Source organism: Nocardioides sp. Root190, assembly GCF_001428565.1.
GTDB lineage: Bacteria > Actinomycetota > Actinomycetes > Propionibacteriales > Nocardioidaceae > Nocardioides.
Genome location: NZ_LMIA01000008.1, coordinates 1 through 14,650, shown reverse-complemented (window position 1 = coordinate 14,650; position 14,650 = coordinate 1). Strand labels below are relative to the sequence as shown.

Annotated in this window: 13 protein-coding genes; 5 read left to right on the top strand and 8 right to left on the bottom strand. The window is 70.9% G+C overall.

Features of this window, described 5'->3' with window-relative positions; all coding sequences use genetic code 11:
• Nucleotides 1–8: 8 nt before the first annotated feature.
• From purF to ASE01_RS06485, 5 genes are read right to left on the bottom strand one after another with little or no spacing between them, the layout of a single operon-like run.
• Nucleotides 9–1,490, bottom strand: a complete 1,482-nt coding sequence (purF, locus tag ASE01_RS06505) for an amidophosphoribosyltransferase (protein ID WP_056749388.1) — start codon at nucleotides 1,488–1,490, stop codon at nucleotides 9–11.
• 12 nt (nucleotides 1,491–1,502) lie between these two features.
• Nucleotides 1,503–2,903: an FAD/NAD(P)-binding protein gene (locus tag ASE01_RS06500; protein WP_056749387.1), complete on the bottom strand. Its 1,401-nt coding sequence runs from the start codon at nucleotides 2,901–2,903 to the stop codon at nucleotides 1,503–1,505.
• A gap of 47 nt (nucleotides 2,904–2,950) precedes the next feature.
• A complete protein-coding gene (locus ASE01_RS06495; protein WP_056749386.1) occupies nucleotides 2,951–4,303 on the bottom strand; it encodes a dipeptidase in 1,353 nt (450 codons plus the stop codon).
• A gap of 29 nt (nucleotides 4,304–4,332) precedes the next feature.
• Nucleotides 4,333–4,707 carry a sterol carrier family protein gene (locus tag ASE01_RS06490; protein WP_056749385.1) on the bottom strand — a complete coding sequence of 125 codons (375 nt, stop codon included), beginning with the start codon at nucleotides 4,705–4,707 and terminating at the stop codon, nucleotides 4,333–4,335.
• Nucleotides 4,707–5,279 (bottom strand): helix-turn-helix domain-containing protein, encoded by a 573-nt coding sequence (locus tag ASE01_RS06485; protein WP_056749384.1) that lies wholly within the window; start codon nucleotides 5,277–5,279, stop codon nucleotides 4,707–4,709. Before ASE01_RS06485 ends, ASE01_RS06490 begins: the two co-directional genes overlap by 1 nt.
• 81 nt (nucleotides 5,280–5,360) lie before the next feature.
• Between ASE01_RS06485 and ASE01_RS06480 the strand changes: the two genes are divergently transcribed.
• A complete protein-coding gene (locus ASE01_RS06480) occupies nucleotides 5,361–6,614 on the top strand; it encodes an MFS transporter (RefSeq protein ID WP_056749383.1) in 1,254 nt (417 codons plus the stop codon).
• 17 nt (nucleotides 6,615–6,631) lie between these two features.
• A complete protein-coding gene (locus ASE01_RS06475; RefSeq protein ID WP_157537137.1) occupies nucleotides 6,632–7,681 on the top strand; it encodes a hypothetical protein in 1,050 nt (349 codons plus the stop codon).
• 20 nt (nucleotides 7,682–7,701) lie between these two features.
• Here the strand turns inward: ASE01_RS06475 and purL are convergent, their stop codons facing one another.
• Nucleotides 7,702–9,978, bottom strand: coding sequence for a phosphoribosylformylglycinamidine synthase subunit PurL (gene purL, locus ASE01_RS06470; protein ID WP_056749381.1), 2,277 nt, complete (start codon nucleotides 9,976–9,978; stop codon nucleotides 7,702–7,704).
• A gap of 187 nt (nucleotides 9,979–10,165) precedes the next feature.
• Between purL and ASE01_RS06465 the strand changes: the two genes are divergently transcribed.
• Entirely contained in the window at nucleotides 10,166–11,536 is a 1,371-nt protein-coding gene (locus ASE01_RS06465) for a DUF1906 domain-containing protein (RefSeq protein ID WP_056749380.1), read from the top strand.
• An 18-nt stretch (nucleotides 11,537–11,554) separates the two neighbouring features.
• On the opposite strand, the gene purQ is transcribed toward ASE01_RS06465, so the two are convergent.
• Nucleotides 11,555–12,223, bottom strand: a complete 669-nt coding sequence (gene purQ, locus ASE01_RS06460; protein ID WP_056749379.1) for a phosphoribosylformylglycinamidine synthase subunit PurQ — start codon at nucleotides 12,221–12,223, stop codon at nucleotides 11,555–11,557.
• Nucleotides 12,220–12,471 (bottom strand): phosphoribosylformylglycinamidine synthase subunit PurS, encoded by a 252-nt coding sequence (gene purS, locus ASE01_RS06455; protein WP_056749378.1) that lies wholly within the window; start codon nucleotides 12,469–12,471, stop codon nucleotides 12,220–12,222. Before purS ends, purQ begins: the two co-directional genes overlap by 4 nt.
• A gap of 75 nt (nucleotides 12,472–12,546) precedes the next feature.
• On the opposite strand from purS, the gene ASE01_RS06450 reads away from it, so the two are divergent.
• A complete protein-coding gene (locus ASE01_RS06450) occupies nucleotides 12,547–13,059 on the top strand; it encodes a general stress protein (protein WP_056749377.1) in 513 nt (170 codons plus the stop codon).
• A gap of 502 nt (nucleotides 13,060–13,561) precedes the next feature.
• Complete coding sequence (locus tag ASE01_RS06445; protein WP_056749376.1) at nucleotides 13,562–14,632, top strand: IS110 family transposase; 1,071 nt, start codon at nucleotides 13,562–13,564, stop codon at nucleotides 14,630–14,632.
• Nucleotides 14,633–14,650: the final 18 nt, after the last annotated feature.

The window sequence follows — 14,650 nt, the reverse complement described above, 5'->3', positions numbered from 1 at the left end:
GTTCTCCGTCAGGGATTGTTGAAGACGGGCAGTGCCTCGCCGTGGGTGCTCGGCTCGAGCGTGGCCTCGAGGAGGTGCTTGCCGAGCAGGCTCTCGTCGGGCAGCTCGATGGGGTACTTCCCGGTGAAGCACGCGGTGCAGAGGGTCGGCTCCGGCTGGCGGGTGGCCTCGATCATGCCCTCGAGCGAGATGTAGCCGACGCTGTCGGCACCGACGCTGGCGGCGATCTCGTCGGGGGTCAGGCCGTTGGCGATCAGCTCGGCGCGCGTGGCGAAGTCGATGCCGTAGAAGCAGGGCCACTTCACCGGCGGGCTGGAGATCCTCACGTGGACCTCGGCCGCGCCGGCCTCGCGGAGCATCCGGACCTGGGCACGCTGGGTGTTGCCACGCACGATCGAGTCGTCGACCACGACGATCCGCTTGCCGCGGATCATGTGCTCCAGCGCGTTCAGCTTGAGCCGGATGCCGAGCTGGCGCAGGGTCTGGCTGGGCTGGATGAAGGTACGTCCGACATAGGCGTTCTTGACGAAGCCCTGGCCGAACGGGATGCCGCTCTCCAGTGCGTAGCCGGCAGCGGCAGGCGTGCCCGACTCCGGGACCGGGATCACCAGGTCGGCGTCGACAGGGAACTCGCGGGCCAGCTGGCGGCCCATCTCGACCCGTGCCTCGTGCACGCTGCGGCCGGCGATGGTGGCGTCGGGACGGGCGAGGTAGACGTACTCGAACACGCAGCCCTTGCGGCGCGGCTCGGCGAACTTGTGGGAGCGCAGGCCGTCCTCGTCGATGACGAGCAGCTCGCCGGGCTCGACCTCGCGCACGACACTCGCGCCGATCGTGGCCAGCGCCGCGTCCTCGCTCGCCACGACCCAGCCGCGGTCGAGCCGGCCGAGCATGAGCGGGCGGATGCCCTCGGGGTCGCGGGCGGCGTACAGGGTGTTCTCGTTCATGAAGACGAACGAGAAGGCGCCCCGGACCTGCGGGAGGAGCTCGAGCGCGCGGGTCTCGAGCGACTGGTCGGGGTGGTGCGCCAGCAGCGCGGTGACCAGGCTGGTGTCGTTGGTGGCGGCCTCGAGGTTGCGCGCGTGGATGTCCAGCTCGCCCTCGTCGCTCGGCAGCGCCGAGACCATGTCGGCGAGCTCGGCGGTGTTGATCAGGTTGCCGTTGTGGCCGAGCGCGATCGAGCCGTGCTCGGTCGGACGGAAGGTCGGCTGCGCGTTCTGCCAGGTGCTCGCACCGGTGGTGGAGTAGCGGCAGTGACCGACGGCCAGGTGGCCGCGGAACGACGCGAGGGTGTTCTCGTCGAAGACCTGGGAAACGAGTCCCATGTCCTTGTAGACCAGGATCTGTCGCCCGTTGCTGACCGAGATGCCCGCGGACTCCTGCCCGCGGTGCTGCAACGAGTAGAGACCGAAGTAGGTCAGCTTGGCGACATCTTCACCCGGGGCCCATACGCCGAAGACTCCGCACACGTCGTGAAGCCTACCGGCGATCGGCTCGTGAGCTCAGTTCGCGAGGCTCCGGCGAGACGTGCGTTCCACCACTGCGGCAGCGACCTGCGCTGCCTGCGCGCGGATCTCGGGGATCGCGGTCGACTCCCACAGCGTGCCCTTGCGCGGCGGGCCGACGACGTAGGCGCCGTCGACCACCCGGCCGTCGGCACCGCGCAGGCGTCCGTCGTCGGTCGCGTCGAGGCCGAGCGCGAGCGGGTCCGGGCCGGCGGCGCCCCTCGCGAGCAACGAACGCAGCAGCGGGTCCTGGCTCTCCCGGACGTCGGCGAGGGGGCCGGTGCAGTTCACGATCGCGTCGACGTCGTACACCCCTGCGGGGTCGGTGGTGACCTGACACCGCTGCCCGCGGTCCACGACGTCGGCGAGGGTGCCGGCACGGATCGCGAGGCGACCCTCGTAGCGGTAGCGCTGCAGGCGCAGCGCGACGTCCGGCGCCATCCGGTGCCGGCGGACCTCCCACTCACGGGCGTGCACCTGGAGGAAGCGGACCCGCTCCGCGTGCGGAAGGCGTCGCCACAGGTCCTGGGTCGCCGGGCGGAGGCCGTCGACGACGGCCCGCCAGCCGACCCCGCGCTCGGCGGCGGCCCGGCACTCATCGGCCACCGCCTCGGCCAGCCCGTCGGCGCTCAGCGGACCCTCGGGAACCTTCGTCACCCACGCCGTGTGCGCCTGGCCGACGTGCGGCTTGGGGAGCCGGCCGCGACGGCTGAGCATGGTGACCTTCCGCTCGGCGCTGTCCTCGAGCAGGGTGATGACGGTGTCGACGGCGGTCAGGCCGGTGCCGACGACGACCACGGACGCATCGGCCGGCAGGGCCCGGAGCCGGCTCAGCTCCCACGGGTTCGCGACGTGCCACGGTGCGTCCGGCAGGTCCTGACCCTCGACCCGGAGGGGCCGGGGTGGCTGGTTGCCGTGACAGAGCACGACCGCCGCCGCCGTGGAGCGGGAGCGCTCGGTGACGATCTCGAAGCCGTTCGCGGTCGCGACGATGTCCTGGACCCGGCCGGCCCGGACCCGGAGCCGGTCGTCAGCGACGTCGGCCAGACGGTCCTGGAGGTAGATCGCGAAGTCCGCCCTCGGCAGGAAGCCCTGCGGGTCGCTGCTGCGGCCGGTGCGCAGGGCCCAGTCGAGCAGGTCGGAGGGCGAGTCGGGGAAGGCGCTCATGTGCCGGGCGCGCACGTTGAGCAGGTGGCGCTGGTCGTTGGTGCCGTACGCGATGCCGCGACCGACGATGCCGCTCGCCTCGTGGATGACCACCTCGAGCGAGGGATCGTCGGAGCGCACCAGCAGGTTGATCGCCGTCAGCACCCCGCTCGCACCGCCGCCGATGACAGCCACGCGCTGGCTGGTCGCGGTCGGTCCGGAGGTGCTGAGAGGGGTGTCGGTGGCGGTCACCCGACTAACTCTACTGAATCAGTCTACTTTTGTCCCGCGGGGCCCCGTCAGCCCGCGAGGTTGCGGAGCAGCAGTGTCTCGGCGAGCAGGACCTTCTCGAACTCGGCCAGGTGCAGGCCCTCGTTCGGGCCGTGGGCGCGGGTGTCGGGGTCCTCCACGCCGGTGACGAGCACGGACGCCTGCGGGAACGTCTCGAGGAACTCGGCGATGAACGGGATCGAGCCACCGACGCCCATGTCGACCGGGGCGGTGCCGTCCCAGGCCTCCTGGAACGCCGACCGGGCGGCGTCGTACGCCGGACCGGTCGCATCGATCTGGGTGGCCTCACCGGTGTCGACGACCGTGGTGGTCAGGGTGGCACCCCAGGCGACGTTGGCCTCGAGATGGCGCTGCAGGCAGGCGAGCGCGTTGGCGGTGGTGTCCCCGGGCGCGATGCGCAGGGAGATCTTGGCGCGCGCAGCGGGGACCAGGGTGTTGGACGCGCCGTCGACCTTGGGGGCGTCCAGTCCGGTGATGCTGAGCGCCGGCTTGGTCCACAGCCGCTCGACCGCCGAGCCCTCGCCGATCCACTCGATGCCGGCCGCGGCACCGGACTCGGCGCGGAGCCGGTCCTCGGGGTAGTCGACGTCGGCCGCAGGACCGGAGTGCAGGCCCTCGATGGCGACGTTGCCGCGGTCGTCGTGGAGGGTCGAGATGAGGCGCGACAGGGTGATCAGGGCGTCCGGGACCAGACCGCCCCACATGCCGGAGTGCACGGCGTGGGTGAGGGTGCGGACCTCGACGTCGACGCGGACCAGTCCGCGAAGCGAGGTGGTCAGGGCAGGCACGCCGATGTCCCAGTTGCCGGAGTCGGCGATCACGATGACGTCGGCGGCCAGGCGGTCCTGATAGGTCTCGAGAAGTGCGGGGAGGGTGTCGGAACCGACCTCCTCCTCCCCCTCGATGAACACCTTCACCGACACCGGGAGCTCGTCGCCGAACGCGCGCAGGGCGGCCACGTGCGTGACGATGCCGGCCTTGTCGTCGGCCGCGCCGCGGGCGTAGAGACGGCCGTCGCGCTCGGTCGGCTCCCACGGCGGGCTGTCCCACTCGGCGTGGTCGTTCTCGGGCTGGACGTCGTGGTGGGCGTAGAGCAGCACGGTGGGCGCACCCTCGGGACCTGCGCGGTGGCCGATCACGGCCGGCGGGGCGCCGTCGAAGGCACGCACGATCTCGACGTCCACGCCCTCGGCCGCGAACAGGTCCGCGGTGGCACGGGCACTCAGCTCGACCTGGTCGAGACGGGCAGGGTCAGCGCTGACCGACGGGATGCGGACGAGCGCCTCGAGGTCCGATCGGACACCCGGGAGGAGCTCGGCGAGACGCGTACGCAGGTCAGAGGTGGAGACAGGTCCGGTCATGGGAGCCAACCTATGTGACCCGACCAGCGCTACTCCAACGGCAGGTACGCCGTCAGGTCGGTGCGCTCGCCGCTGGCGTGGACCTGGCCGCTTCCCACCGCGGCGGACCACTCCAGCGCACCCGACGCGAGCGCGATCCAGGTGGCCGCGACCATCTCGACGACGGCCGGAGGAGTACCCCGCGTGTGGCGTACTCCCTCGATGACCTGGACGGCGGCGTACGGCGGCACCCGGACCTCCACCGAGCGGCCGGGAGCGCGGGTCTCGAGGACCGCGAGGTAGTGCTTGGTGAGCAGGCGCAGGTCGGCGCGCTGGGGCTCGTCGGCCCCGTCGGCAGCTGCCGCGACCCGGGCCAGGGCAGCGGCCACCTCCGCGGGATCCGCGGGGCGCAGGCGAGCGGGCATCAGCCCTCCTCCGCCGGCAGGTCGGGGTAGGGCTGGATGAGCTGGAAGACCGAGTAGGTCTCGCGGCCGGCGTCGATGCCGCCCTCGCGACCGACGGCACGGTAGCGCTCGATGACCTCGGTCAGGTCCTCCATCAGCTGCTCGGCCTCGTCGGGGCTCATCAGCACCGACCACTCCGAGACGCTCTTGCGGTCGGTGTGGCCGTCCTCGTGCGCGAGCGCCCGCTCGACGAGGTGGCGGCCCCACTCGACGGTGTTGCGCTTGAAGACGGCGAACGCCGCGCGGCCGCCCGGCTGGGCGAGCATGTCGGAGGTGCGGAACCGGATCCCGTCGGCGTCGACCAGGCGCCACATCCGGTCGCGGCGGTCGCGCCCGCCGTCGGGGTCCTCCTCCACGAGGCCGTACTTCGCGAGCTGGCGCAGGTGGAAGCTCGCCTGGTTGGCGGGCACCTCGATGCGGCGGGCGACGTCGGCCGCACGCAAAGACCCGGCGGCGGAGAGCTCGTGCAGGACCCGGTTGCGGGTGGGGTGGGCGATCGCGCGCAGGATCCGCGGGTCGTCGTACATGACCATGGCGACAGCGTAGCGACATGCGCACCACAAGTTGCGCAACACATCTTGCGCATTGATTGTTGCGCACCATATGGTGCGGACATGCCCTCCTTCCGCTCACTCGCCCGGAACCGCGACTTCACCGCGCTCTGGGTCGGCGCCACGGTGTCCGAGCTCGGCTCGCGCGTCACGACCTTCGCGATGCCCCTGGTCGCCTACTCGATGACCGGATCGGCCCTGTGGGCCGCTGCGGCCGAAGCGGTCTTCCTGCTCGGGATGGTCGCGATGCTGCTGCCGGCCGGGGTCCTGGCCGACCGCTGGCACCGGCTGCGCCTGATGCGCTTCTCCCTCGGCGCCGGCGTGGTCCTCTACGGGACGCTCGTGGTCGCCGGCATCACCGGCACGCTGACCATGGCGCACCTGCTCCTCGTCGCGCTGACCACTGGCGTCGCGACCGGGCTCTTCAGCCCGGCGGAGTACTCCGCCATCCGCAGCATCGTCAGTCGCGAGGAGCTGCCAACCGCGCTGAGCCAGCAGCAGGCCCGCCAGCACGTCGCGGCCCTGCTCGGCGGTCCGCTCGGCGGAGCGCTCTTCACCCTCGCCCGATGGGCACCCTTCGCCGCCGACGTCATCACCTACGCCGTGGGCTGGCTCCTGCTCGGCAGGGTCCGGGCCGACCTCTCCCCGCGTCCCGGCACCGGCACCTCCCGGCCGCTGCGGGACCTCGGGGAAGGTCTGCGCTTCCTCTGGGCGCGACCGTTCCTGCGCGTCCTGCTGGTGTGGTCGCCCGCGGCGAACCTCGCGGTCAACGCACTCTTCTTCGTCTCGCTCCTGCGACTGATCGAGGCCGGCTTCCCCGCGTGGCAGATCGGCCTGGTCGAGGCCGCGATCGGCGGCTTCGGGATCCTCGGCGCCCTGGCCGCGCCGTGGCTGATCGACCGCTTCGCGACCGGCCGCCTCACCGTCCTCGTGGCGTGGAGCTTCGTCCCGCTCTCCCTGCCCCTCGCACTGTGGAACCACCCCTGGGCGATGGCCCTCGCCGCGTCGGCGGGCATGTTCCTCAACCCGGCGGGCAACGCGGGCATCGGCTCGTACCGGATGGCGATCACCCCGCCCGAGCTGATCGGACGGGTCCAGTCGACGATGCAGTTCACCTCGATGCTCTCGATGCCGCTGGCGCCCGCACTCGCAGGCCTCCTGCTGTCCGTGCTGGGCGGCGGCCAGGCCGTGCTCGTCCTGTCGGCGATCACCGCCGTGGTCGCCCTGATCCCCACCCTCTCCCGGTCCGTGCGGACGGTCCCGCGGCCCGCCGAGTGGCCGCGCATCCCGGAACCGGCTCCGGCCGTCGCGATCTGACTGTCACAATGGCGCTCATGCGCCTCCGCCGACCCGCTGCAGCCGTCCTCGGCCTGCTCGCCGTCATGCCCGCCCTCGCCGCCTGCGGTGGCGACGACGGCGTGACCGTCGGCGACATCATCGGAGCCCGCCAGGACGACCAGTTCATCCAGGACGGGCAGAAGTCGAGCATCGCGCTCCCCATCGGTCGCCTCGAGGTCAGCATGGGCGAGGCGAGCACCGAGCTCGACGCCAACGACACCCGCCAGCTCGAGCCGGTCACCGCACCCGAGAACAGTGCGTTCGTGCCGATCACCTGGCAGTACGACGCCGGCACGTTCGGCGACTACGCCGACTACCTCGACACCGACACCCGCCCGGTCATCGACCTGGTCGCCGACGGCGCGAAGTACCGCCTGCCCTCCCCCGAGTCGACCGGCGAGGGCGCCGAGTCCTTCTACGTCCTGGTCACCGGGGACCTTGCGGACGCGAAGGAGGCAACCCTCTCCGTCGAGTTCGACGACGTCATCCAGACCGTCGACCTGGCCACCGGGGACCGCGAGGCCGGACTGGCCGCCCCGCTCTACGAGCTCAAGCCCCGCAAGGAGCGCACCGCCTCCTGCACCAACCAGGCCGAGTTCGACCTCCCCAAGCTGGCCCGCCTGGGCGACTTCTCCTGCAACATCACCCGCAGCGCCGACATCCCGTACGCCGGCGGCGCCTGGGCCCCCGAGGGCACCGCATGGCGGGTCGTCACGATCAGCACCGTGGCCCGTCGCTACGACGTGATCGCCGCCGACCTCCGTTCCGGCGCGATCTACGTGGCGTCCGCCGTCGAGTCGACCTTCCGGCTGGGCAAGGAGAAGCCCACGAAGGTGATCGAGGACCGTGAGTTCTCAGCGTGCCCCGACCCCGAGCGGGGTGGCTGCACCTCGGTCTACCACCTGATCTTCGAGGCCGACGAGGACACGTCCGAGCGGCTCCGGGTCGACCAGGGCTACGAGCTCACCCTGAGCTCCCTGTGGGGTGGCGGCGAGGGCAAGCGCACCGTCGAGATCGAGGGCACGATCAGCGTCAAGCTGCGCTGATCGACCACCGTGGCGCTCGGTCAGGAACCGAGCGCAGCGGGCAGGGTCGCGCTCCAGGCCGTGCGCAGCTCGGTCAGGTCGAGGTCGAACTGACCCTCGACCGCGAGGCTGTCGCCGCCGGTGACACCGATCTCGGTGAGCGGCACGCCGTGGCGCTCGGCCAGCGTGCGGAGCTCGGCGAGCGCGGCAGTCGGGACGGTCACGATCGCGCGGGCCGTGGACTCGGCGAACAGGCCGAGGAACGCGTCGCCCTCGAGGCTGACGGTCGCACCGATCCCGCTGACCATGGCCGCCTCCGCGAGGGACTGGGCCAGACCGCCGTCGGACAGGTCGTGGGCGCTCGTCGCGACGCCGACCAGGTCCTTGAGGAGCCGCGCGAGGTCACGCTCGGCGCCCAGGTCGACCGCCGGAGGGAGACCGCCGAGGTGGCCGTGGACGACGTTCGCCCACTCCGAGCCGGACAGCTCCTCGCGGGTGGTGCCGAGCAGGACGACCTGCTCACCGGCCGCCTGGAAGACCGACGGGGTACGGCGACGCACGTCCTCGATCACACCGAGGACGGCCACCACCGGCGTCGGCAGGATGGCCGTCTCGCCGGTCTGGTTGTAGAGGCTGACGTTGCCGCCGGTGACCGGGATGCCGAGCTCGAGGCAGGCGTCCTTCAGGCCACGGCAGGCCTCGGCGAACTGCCACATCACGTCGGAGTCCTCGGGCGAGCCGAAGTTGAGGCAGTCGCTGACCGCGAGCGGCAGGGCGCCGCCGGTGGCGACGTTGCGGTAGGCCTCGGCCAACGCGAGCTGCGCGCCGGCGTACGGGTCGAGCTTGGCGAAGCGACCGTTGCAGTCGGTGGCGAGGGAGACGCCCAGGTGGGTCTCCTCGTCGACGCGGACCATGCCGCTGTCGGACGGCTGCGACAGGACGGTGTTGCCCTGGACGTAGCGGTCGTACTGGTCGGTGATCCACGACTTGTCGCAGAGGTTGGGGCTGGCGACCAGCTGCAGGAGCGTGGCGCGGAGCTCGGCGCCGGTGGTGGGCCGGGCGAGCTTCTCGGCGCCGTCGGCCTGCAGGGCGTCCTGCCACTGCGGTCGGGCGAAGGGCCGCTCGTAGACGGGGCCGTCGTGGGCGACGGTGCGCGGCGGGACGTCGACGACGGTCTCGCCGTGCCAGTCGATGAGCAGGCGGCCGGTCTCGGTGACCTCGCCGATGACCGCGGCCTCGACGTCCCACTTGGTGGTGATCGCGAGGAACGCGTCGATGTCGGCGGGCTCAACGACCGCCATCATCCGCTCCTGGCTCTCGCTCATGAGGATCTCCTCCGGCGAGAGGGTCGAGTCGCGCAGCGGCACCTTGTCGAGGTGGACGTGCATGCCACCGTCACCGGCCGACGCGAGCTCGGAGGTCGCGCAGGACAGACCGGCACCGCCGAGGTCCTGGATGCCGGCGACGACGCCGGCCCGGAACAGCTCGAGGGTGCACTCGATGAGCAGCTTCTCCATGAAGGGGTCGCCGACCTGGACGCTCGGGCGCTTGGCCGGACCGTCCTCGTCGAACGTCTCCGAGGCGAGCACCGAGACGCCGCCGATGCCGTCGCCACCCGTGCGGGCGCCGTACAGGACGACGAGGTTGCCCTCGCCGGACGCCTTGGCGAGGTGCAGGTCCTCGTGGCGCATCACGCCGACGCAGAGCGCGTTGACGAGCGGGTTGCCGAGGTAGGTCTCGTCGAAGACGGCCTCGCCGCCGATGTTGGGCAGACCCAGGCAGTTGCCGTAGCCACCGACGCCGGCCACGATCCCGGGCAGCACACGGTGGGTGTCGTCGGCGTCGAGCGGGCCGAAGCGCAGCGGGTCCATCACCGCGACCGGGCGGGCGCCCATCGCGATGATGTCGCGGACGATGCCGCCGATGCCGGTCGCGGCGCCCTGGTAGGGCTCGACGTACGACGGGTGGTTGTGGCTCTCGACCTTGAAGCTGACGGCGTAGCCCTGGCCGATGTCGAGGACGCCGGCGTTCTCGCCGATGCCGGCGAGCATCGGGCCGATGGGCGTCACCTGGGGGATCTCGCCGAACTGCTTGAGGTGGACCTTGGAGGACTTGTAGGAGCAGTGCTCGCTCCACATGACGGAGTACATCGCGAGCTCGGCGCCGGTGGGTCGACGGCCGAGGATCTGCTTGATCCGGTCGTACTCGTCGCTCTTCAGACCGAGCTCGGACCACGGCTGGTCGCGACCGGGATCGGCGGCCGCAACGGCCACGGTGTCGAGCGTCGTACGGGTCGGTCCAGAAGCAGTGTCGGCCACGGGTCAAATCTATCGGCCTCAGCGCCCGGGCCCTCCGCCCGCTCCCCCATGAGATGGGTCACCGGGCTCGGCCCGGCGAATTACAGGCCTGTAGTTCACGCCGATGCCTGTTACTTGTGTGACTGTTGAGGTTATCGTGACGTGGCTCCCGACGGCTCGACCCCTACTTCCCCTGGAGTTACCCGCCATGCCAGCCCGGTTCACCTTCCTCTGCGCGTTGCTCGCCGCCGTGCTCGGCCTCGCCCTGCTCGCGCCCCTGCGCAGCGACGACGACCGGCCGGCCGCCGACCTGGCCGCAGCGAGCACCAACAAGCCGACCCCGGGCAACTTCTCGGGCTACGGGTTCGACCAGTGCCTGACGCCGACCCAGGCCAAGATGGACGCCTGGATGGAGCACTCGCCGTTCATGTCGGTGGGCATCTACATCTCGGGCAACTCCCGTGCCTGCCGCAGCCAGCCGAACCTCACGCCCGCCTGGGTCACCCAGCAGCTGGCCCGCGGCTGGCGGCTGCTGCCCATCACGCTCGGCCCCCAGGCCAGTTGCTCCGCGCGCTACCCGAAGTACAAGGACGACCCGACGATCAACCCGGACCCGACCGACGGCTACGCCAAGGCCGTCGCGCAGGGACGCCTCGAGGCCGACCGAGCGGTCGCCGCCGCCACGAAGCTCGGCATCGTTCCCAAGAGCACCCTGTTCTACGACCTCGAAGCCTTCGACATCGGGAACTCGCGCTGCAAGAACTCCGCCATCCGCTTCGTGCACGCCTGGACCCAGCGCCTCCACCAGCGCGGCTACCTGTCCGGCTTCTACTCCAGCGCCGGCTCGGGCATCAAGATGCTCGACGACCTCCGCCGCAACAACAGCGCCGGCTTCCTGCTGCCCGACACGCTGTGGATCGCTCGCTGGGACGGCAAGCCCGGCGTGGCCGTCTCGACGCAGTACCTCGCGTCCAGCGCCTGGATGCCGGGCCGTCGGGTCAAGCAGTACCAGGGCGGGCACAACGAGACCTGGGGCGGCGTGACGATCAACATCGACCGCAACTACCTCGACCTCGGCCCCGGCCGGGTCCCGCAGCTGGACGAGCGCTGCCGCGGCTACAAGATCGACCTCGCCCGCTACGGCGCCCTGCGCGCGCCCAGCGCGACGTACACCCCCTCGATCGCGCAGACCCGTGCCCTGCAGTGCCTGCTGGCCGTGCGCGGCTTCCACCGCGGCGAGATCACCGGCGTCTTCGACGCCGCGACACTGGCGGCCACGACCCGCTGGCAGAACGTCCGCGGCTATCCCCGCAGCGCCACGTGGAGCGTGCGCGACTGGATGATCCTGCTCTCGATCGGCAGCCGTCCGGTCCTCAAGCCCGGGTCGACGGGTGTCTACGTGCGCCGCGCGCAGCGCGCACTGCAGGCCGCGATGCCGTCGGTGAAGATCCAGGTCAACGGCGTGTACGACGGCGCGATGTCCGGCTACGTCAAGACCTACCGGTCGCGGGTCGGCCTGCCCTCCGGCAGTGTCCTGAACACCGACACCTGGGTGCGGATCCAGGCCGGTCGACACTGACCGGCCGGATCCGGCGGGTCAGGCGAAGCTCGCCTCGACCAGCGAGGTGAAGAAGCCGAGGCCGTCGAGGCCGCTGCCGGTGAGCTCCTCGACCGCGTGCTCGGGGTGCGGCATCAGCCCGACCACGTTGCCGCGCTCGTTGGTGATCCCGGCGATCTCGTTCATCGAACCGTTGGGGTTCATCTCGAGGTAGCGCGCCACGACCTGGCCCTCGCCCTCGAGCCGCTCCAGGGTCGGCGCGTCGGCGACGAAGCCGCCCTCGCCGTTCTTCAGCACGATGCGGATCTCCTGGCCGGCGTCGTACGCCGAGGTCCAGGGAGTGCGGTTGTTCTCGATGCGCAGCAGCTGGTCACGGCACACGAACTTGCGGTGATCGTTGCGGATCAGCGCACCGGGCAGCAGGTGGGACTCGCAGAGGATCTGGAAGCCGTTGCAGATGCCGAGCACCGGCATGCCGGCGCCTGCCGCCTCGACGACCTTGTCCATGACCGGGGCGAAGCGCGAGATGGCACCGCAGCGGAGGTAGTCGCCGTACGAGAAGCCGCCGGGCAGGATGACGGCGTCGACACCCTTGAGGTCGGCGTCACCGTGCCACAGGGCCACGGCCTCGTTGCCGCCGATGCGGACCGCGCGCTGCGCGTCCACGTCGTCGAGCGAGCCCGGGAAGGTGACGACCCCGACCTTCACGCGGAGGCCTCGACCGTGACGGCGTAGTCCTCGATGACCGGGTTCGAGAGCAGCGTCTCGGCCATCTTGTTCACCTCGGCGAGGACGGCGTCGGTGACGTCACCCTCGATCTCGATCTCGAAGCGCTTTCCCTGACGGACCTCGCTCACGCCGGCGAAGCCGAGGCGGGGCAGAGCGCCCAGCACCGCCTTCCCCTGCGGGTCGAGGATCTCGGGCTTCGGCATGACAGCTACGACGACTCGGGCCACGGCCGTGAGTCTAGTGGTGGTGGAGCCGCGCACCGATTCCGCGGCCAGCCGACGGACGCGGGGCACACTGGGAGCATGAGCAATCCCACTCGCCCGCCCCTGGGCGCCGGCTCGCCCCTCAAGCTGGAGTTCCCCCAGTCCCTCGCGGTGTACGACGACTACGCCGCCGCGCAGCGCACCGTCGACTTCCTCGCCGACGAGAAGTTCCCCGTCGAGCAGTGCATGATCGTCGGCACCGACCTCAAGCGGATCGAGCGGATCACCGGTCGCCTCACCACCGGTCGCGTCGCTGCCGGAGGGGTCATGTCCGGGATCTGGCTCGGCCTGTTCATCGGACTGGTCTTCAGCATCTTCACCGACGAGAACACCCTCGCGGTGATCGGCTCGACCATGCTGCTCGGCGCCGGCTTCGGCGTGATCATGGCCCTGGTCGGCTACGCGATGTCCCGCGGCCAGCGCGACTTCTCCTCCGTCAGCGCCGTCGTCGCGACCCGCTACGAGGTGCTCGTCGAGCACAAGGGCGCCGCGCAGGCCCGGGAGCTCCTCGCGAAGCTCCCCGGCGCACTGCCCGACCCGTTCGCCGGCTGACCGCCGCCTCGTCGTTGGTCGAGGAGGCCGCCCGCGGCCGTCTCGAGACCCGGTGACGGCCCGTTGGTCGAGGAGGCCGCCCGCGGCCGTCTCGAGACCTGGTGACGGCCCGTTGGTCGAGGAGGCCGCCCGCGGCCGTCTCGAGACTGTGAGGCTTGGCATGCAGCCTTGGTGGTGATGGGCTGTGGTCGGTGACCACGGGCGTGACTNCGTTGGTCGAGGAGGCCGCCCGCGGCCGTCTCGAGACTGTGAGGCTTGGCATGCAGCCTTGGTGGTGATGGGCTGTGGTCGGTGACCACGGGCGTGACTCATCTCGAGACTGGCTTCGTGCCTTGCAGCGGACTTGTCCGCTCGGGGTTGCCGGCCCCGGCCCGGGTGGAGCGACTGGCCTGATCAGGAGCTTGACCGACCGGCGTTCACGCGCCTGTCGTGTCTCATCACAGTCCTGCCGAGTCTCCGCCCGGACCGGATTCCGCATCCACTTCCGGCAAGGAGAGACGCAATGCCCAGTCTGACCGATCCCTGCGATCTACGCGAGGTCATCGACATCGTGATCGGTGTCGACACCCACGTCGCAACGCACTCAGCAGCCCTGATCGATGCCCGCACCGGCGGGGTGCTCGAGGAGATCACCATCGAGGCCACCGCCGAGGGCTACGCCGAGCTGGTCGAGTTCGCCGATGCTCACGCTGTGTTGCGGATGTGGGCCATCGAGGGCACCAGCAGCCACGGCGCTGGCCTGGCGCGCCACCTGCTCGAAGGCGAGGAAGTCGTGATCGAGCTCGACCGCCCCGAACGGGCCAAGCGCCGCAACGGCGCGAAGTCGGACCCCCTCGACGCGATCCGCGCCGCCCGGGAAGCCTTGGCACGTCCCCGCCTCGGCACACCCCGCACAGGCCCCGAACGCCAAGCCCTCTCGGTGTTGCTGGCCGCACGACGCTCCGCAGTCCAGGCCGCAGGCGATGCTCAACGACAACTGTTCAGCCTGGTCATGACCGCACCCGAGGCGATCCGTGCCCGGTTCCGTGACGCCAACGGCACCGGGCTGGTCAAGATCGCAGCCGCGCTGCGCAGGCGTGCCACAGCTGACCTGGAGACCACCACGACCATCACAGTCCTGCGGACCCTGGCCCGCAGGATTCAAACCCTCACCGCGGAGGCCACCAGCCACGAGAAGGCCATCGCGAACATCGTGCGTGGCTGGCGTCCGGACCTGCTCGAACAACGCGGTGTCGGCCCGATCACCGCAGCCGTGGTCCTGTGCGCGTGGTCGCACCCCGGACGGATCCATTCCGAAGCAGCGTTCGCGATGCTCGCCGGCGTCGCACCCATCGCGGCAAACAGCGGGCAGACCACCACCCGSTACCGGCTCAATCGCTACGGCGACCGACAACTCAACCGCGCCCTGCACACCATCGCGCTCTCACGGATCCGCTACGAAGACCGCTCCCGCGCCTACATCGAACGCCGCACCACCCAAGGCAAGACCATCCGCGAAGCACGACGCTGCCTCAAGCGCTACATCGCTCGCGACCTCTACCGACAACTCGAAAACCCCACCCCGACCACTTGACGAACCATAGGAGCGTCC

What these genes read in the sequence shown, in the direction of transcription:
- ASE01_RS06495 (WP_056749386.1), bottom strand. Translation starts at nt 4,303, where the DNA reads ATGACCGGACCTGTCTCCACCTCTGACCTGCGTACGCGTCTCGCCGAG.
- ASE01_RS06490 (WP_056749385.1), bottom strand. Translation starts at nt 4,707, where the DNA reads ATGCCCGCTCGCCTGCGCCCCGCGGATCCCGCGGAGGTGGCCGCTGCC.
- ASE01_RS06485 (WP_056749384.1), bottom strand. Translation starts at nt 5,279, where the DNA reads ATGGTCATGTACGACGACCCGCGGATCCTGCGCGCGATCGCCCACCCC.
- ASE01_RS06480 (WP_056749383.1), top strand. Translation starts at nt 5,361, where the DNA reads ATGCCCTCCTTCCGCTCACTCGCCCGGAACCGCGACTTCACCGCGCTC.
- ASE01_RS06475 (WP_157537137.1), top strand. Translation starts at nt 6,632, where the DNA reads ATGCGCCTCCGCCGACCCGCTGCAGCCGTCCTCGGCCTGCTCGCCGTC.
- ASE01_RS06465 (WP_056749380.1), top strand. Translation starts at nt 10,166, where the DNA reads ATGCCAGCCCGGTTCACCTTCCTCTGCGCGTTGCTCGCCGCCGTGCTC.
- ASE01_RS06450 (WP_056749377.1), top strand. Translation starts at nt 12,547, where the DNA reads ATGAGCAATCCCACTCGCCCGCCCCTGGGCGCCGGCTCGCCCCTCAAG.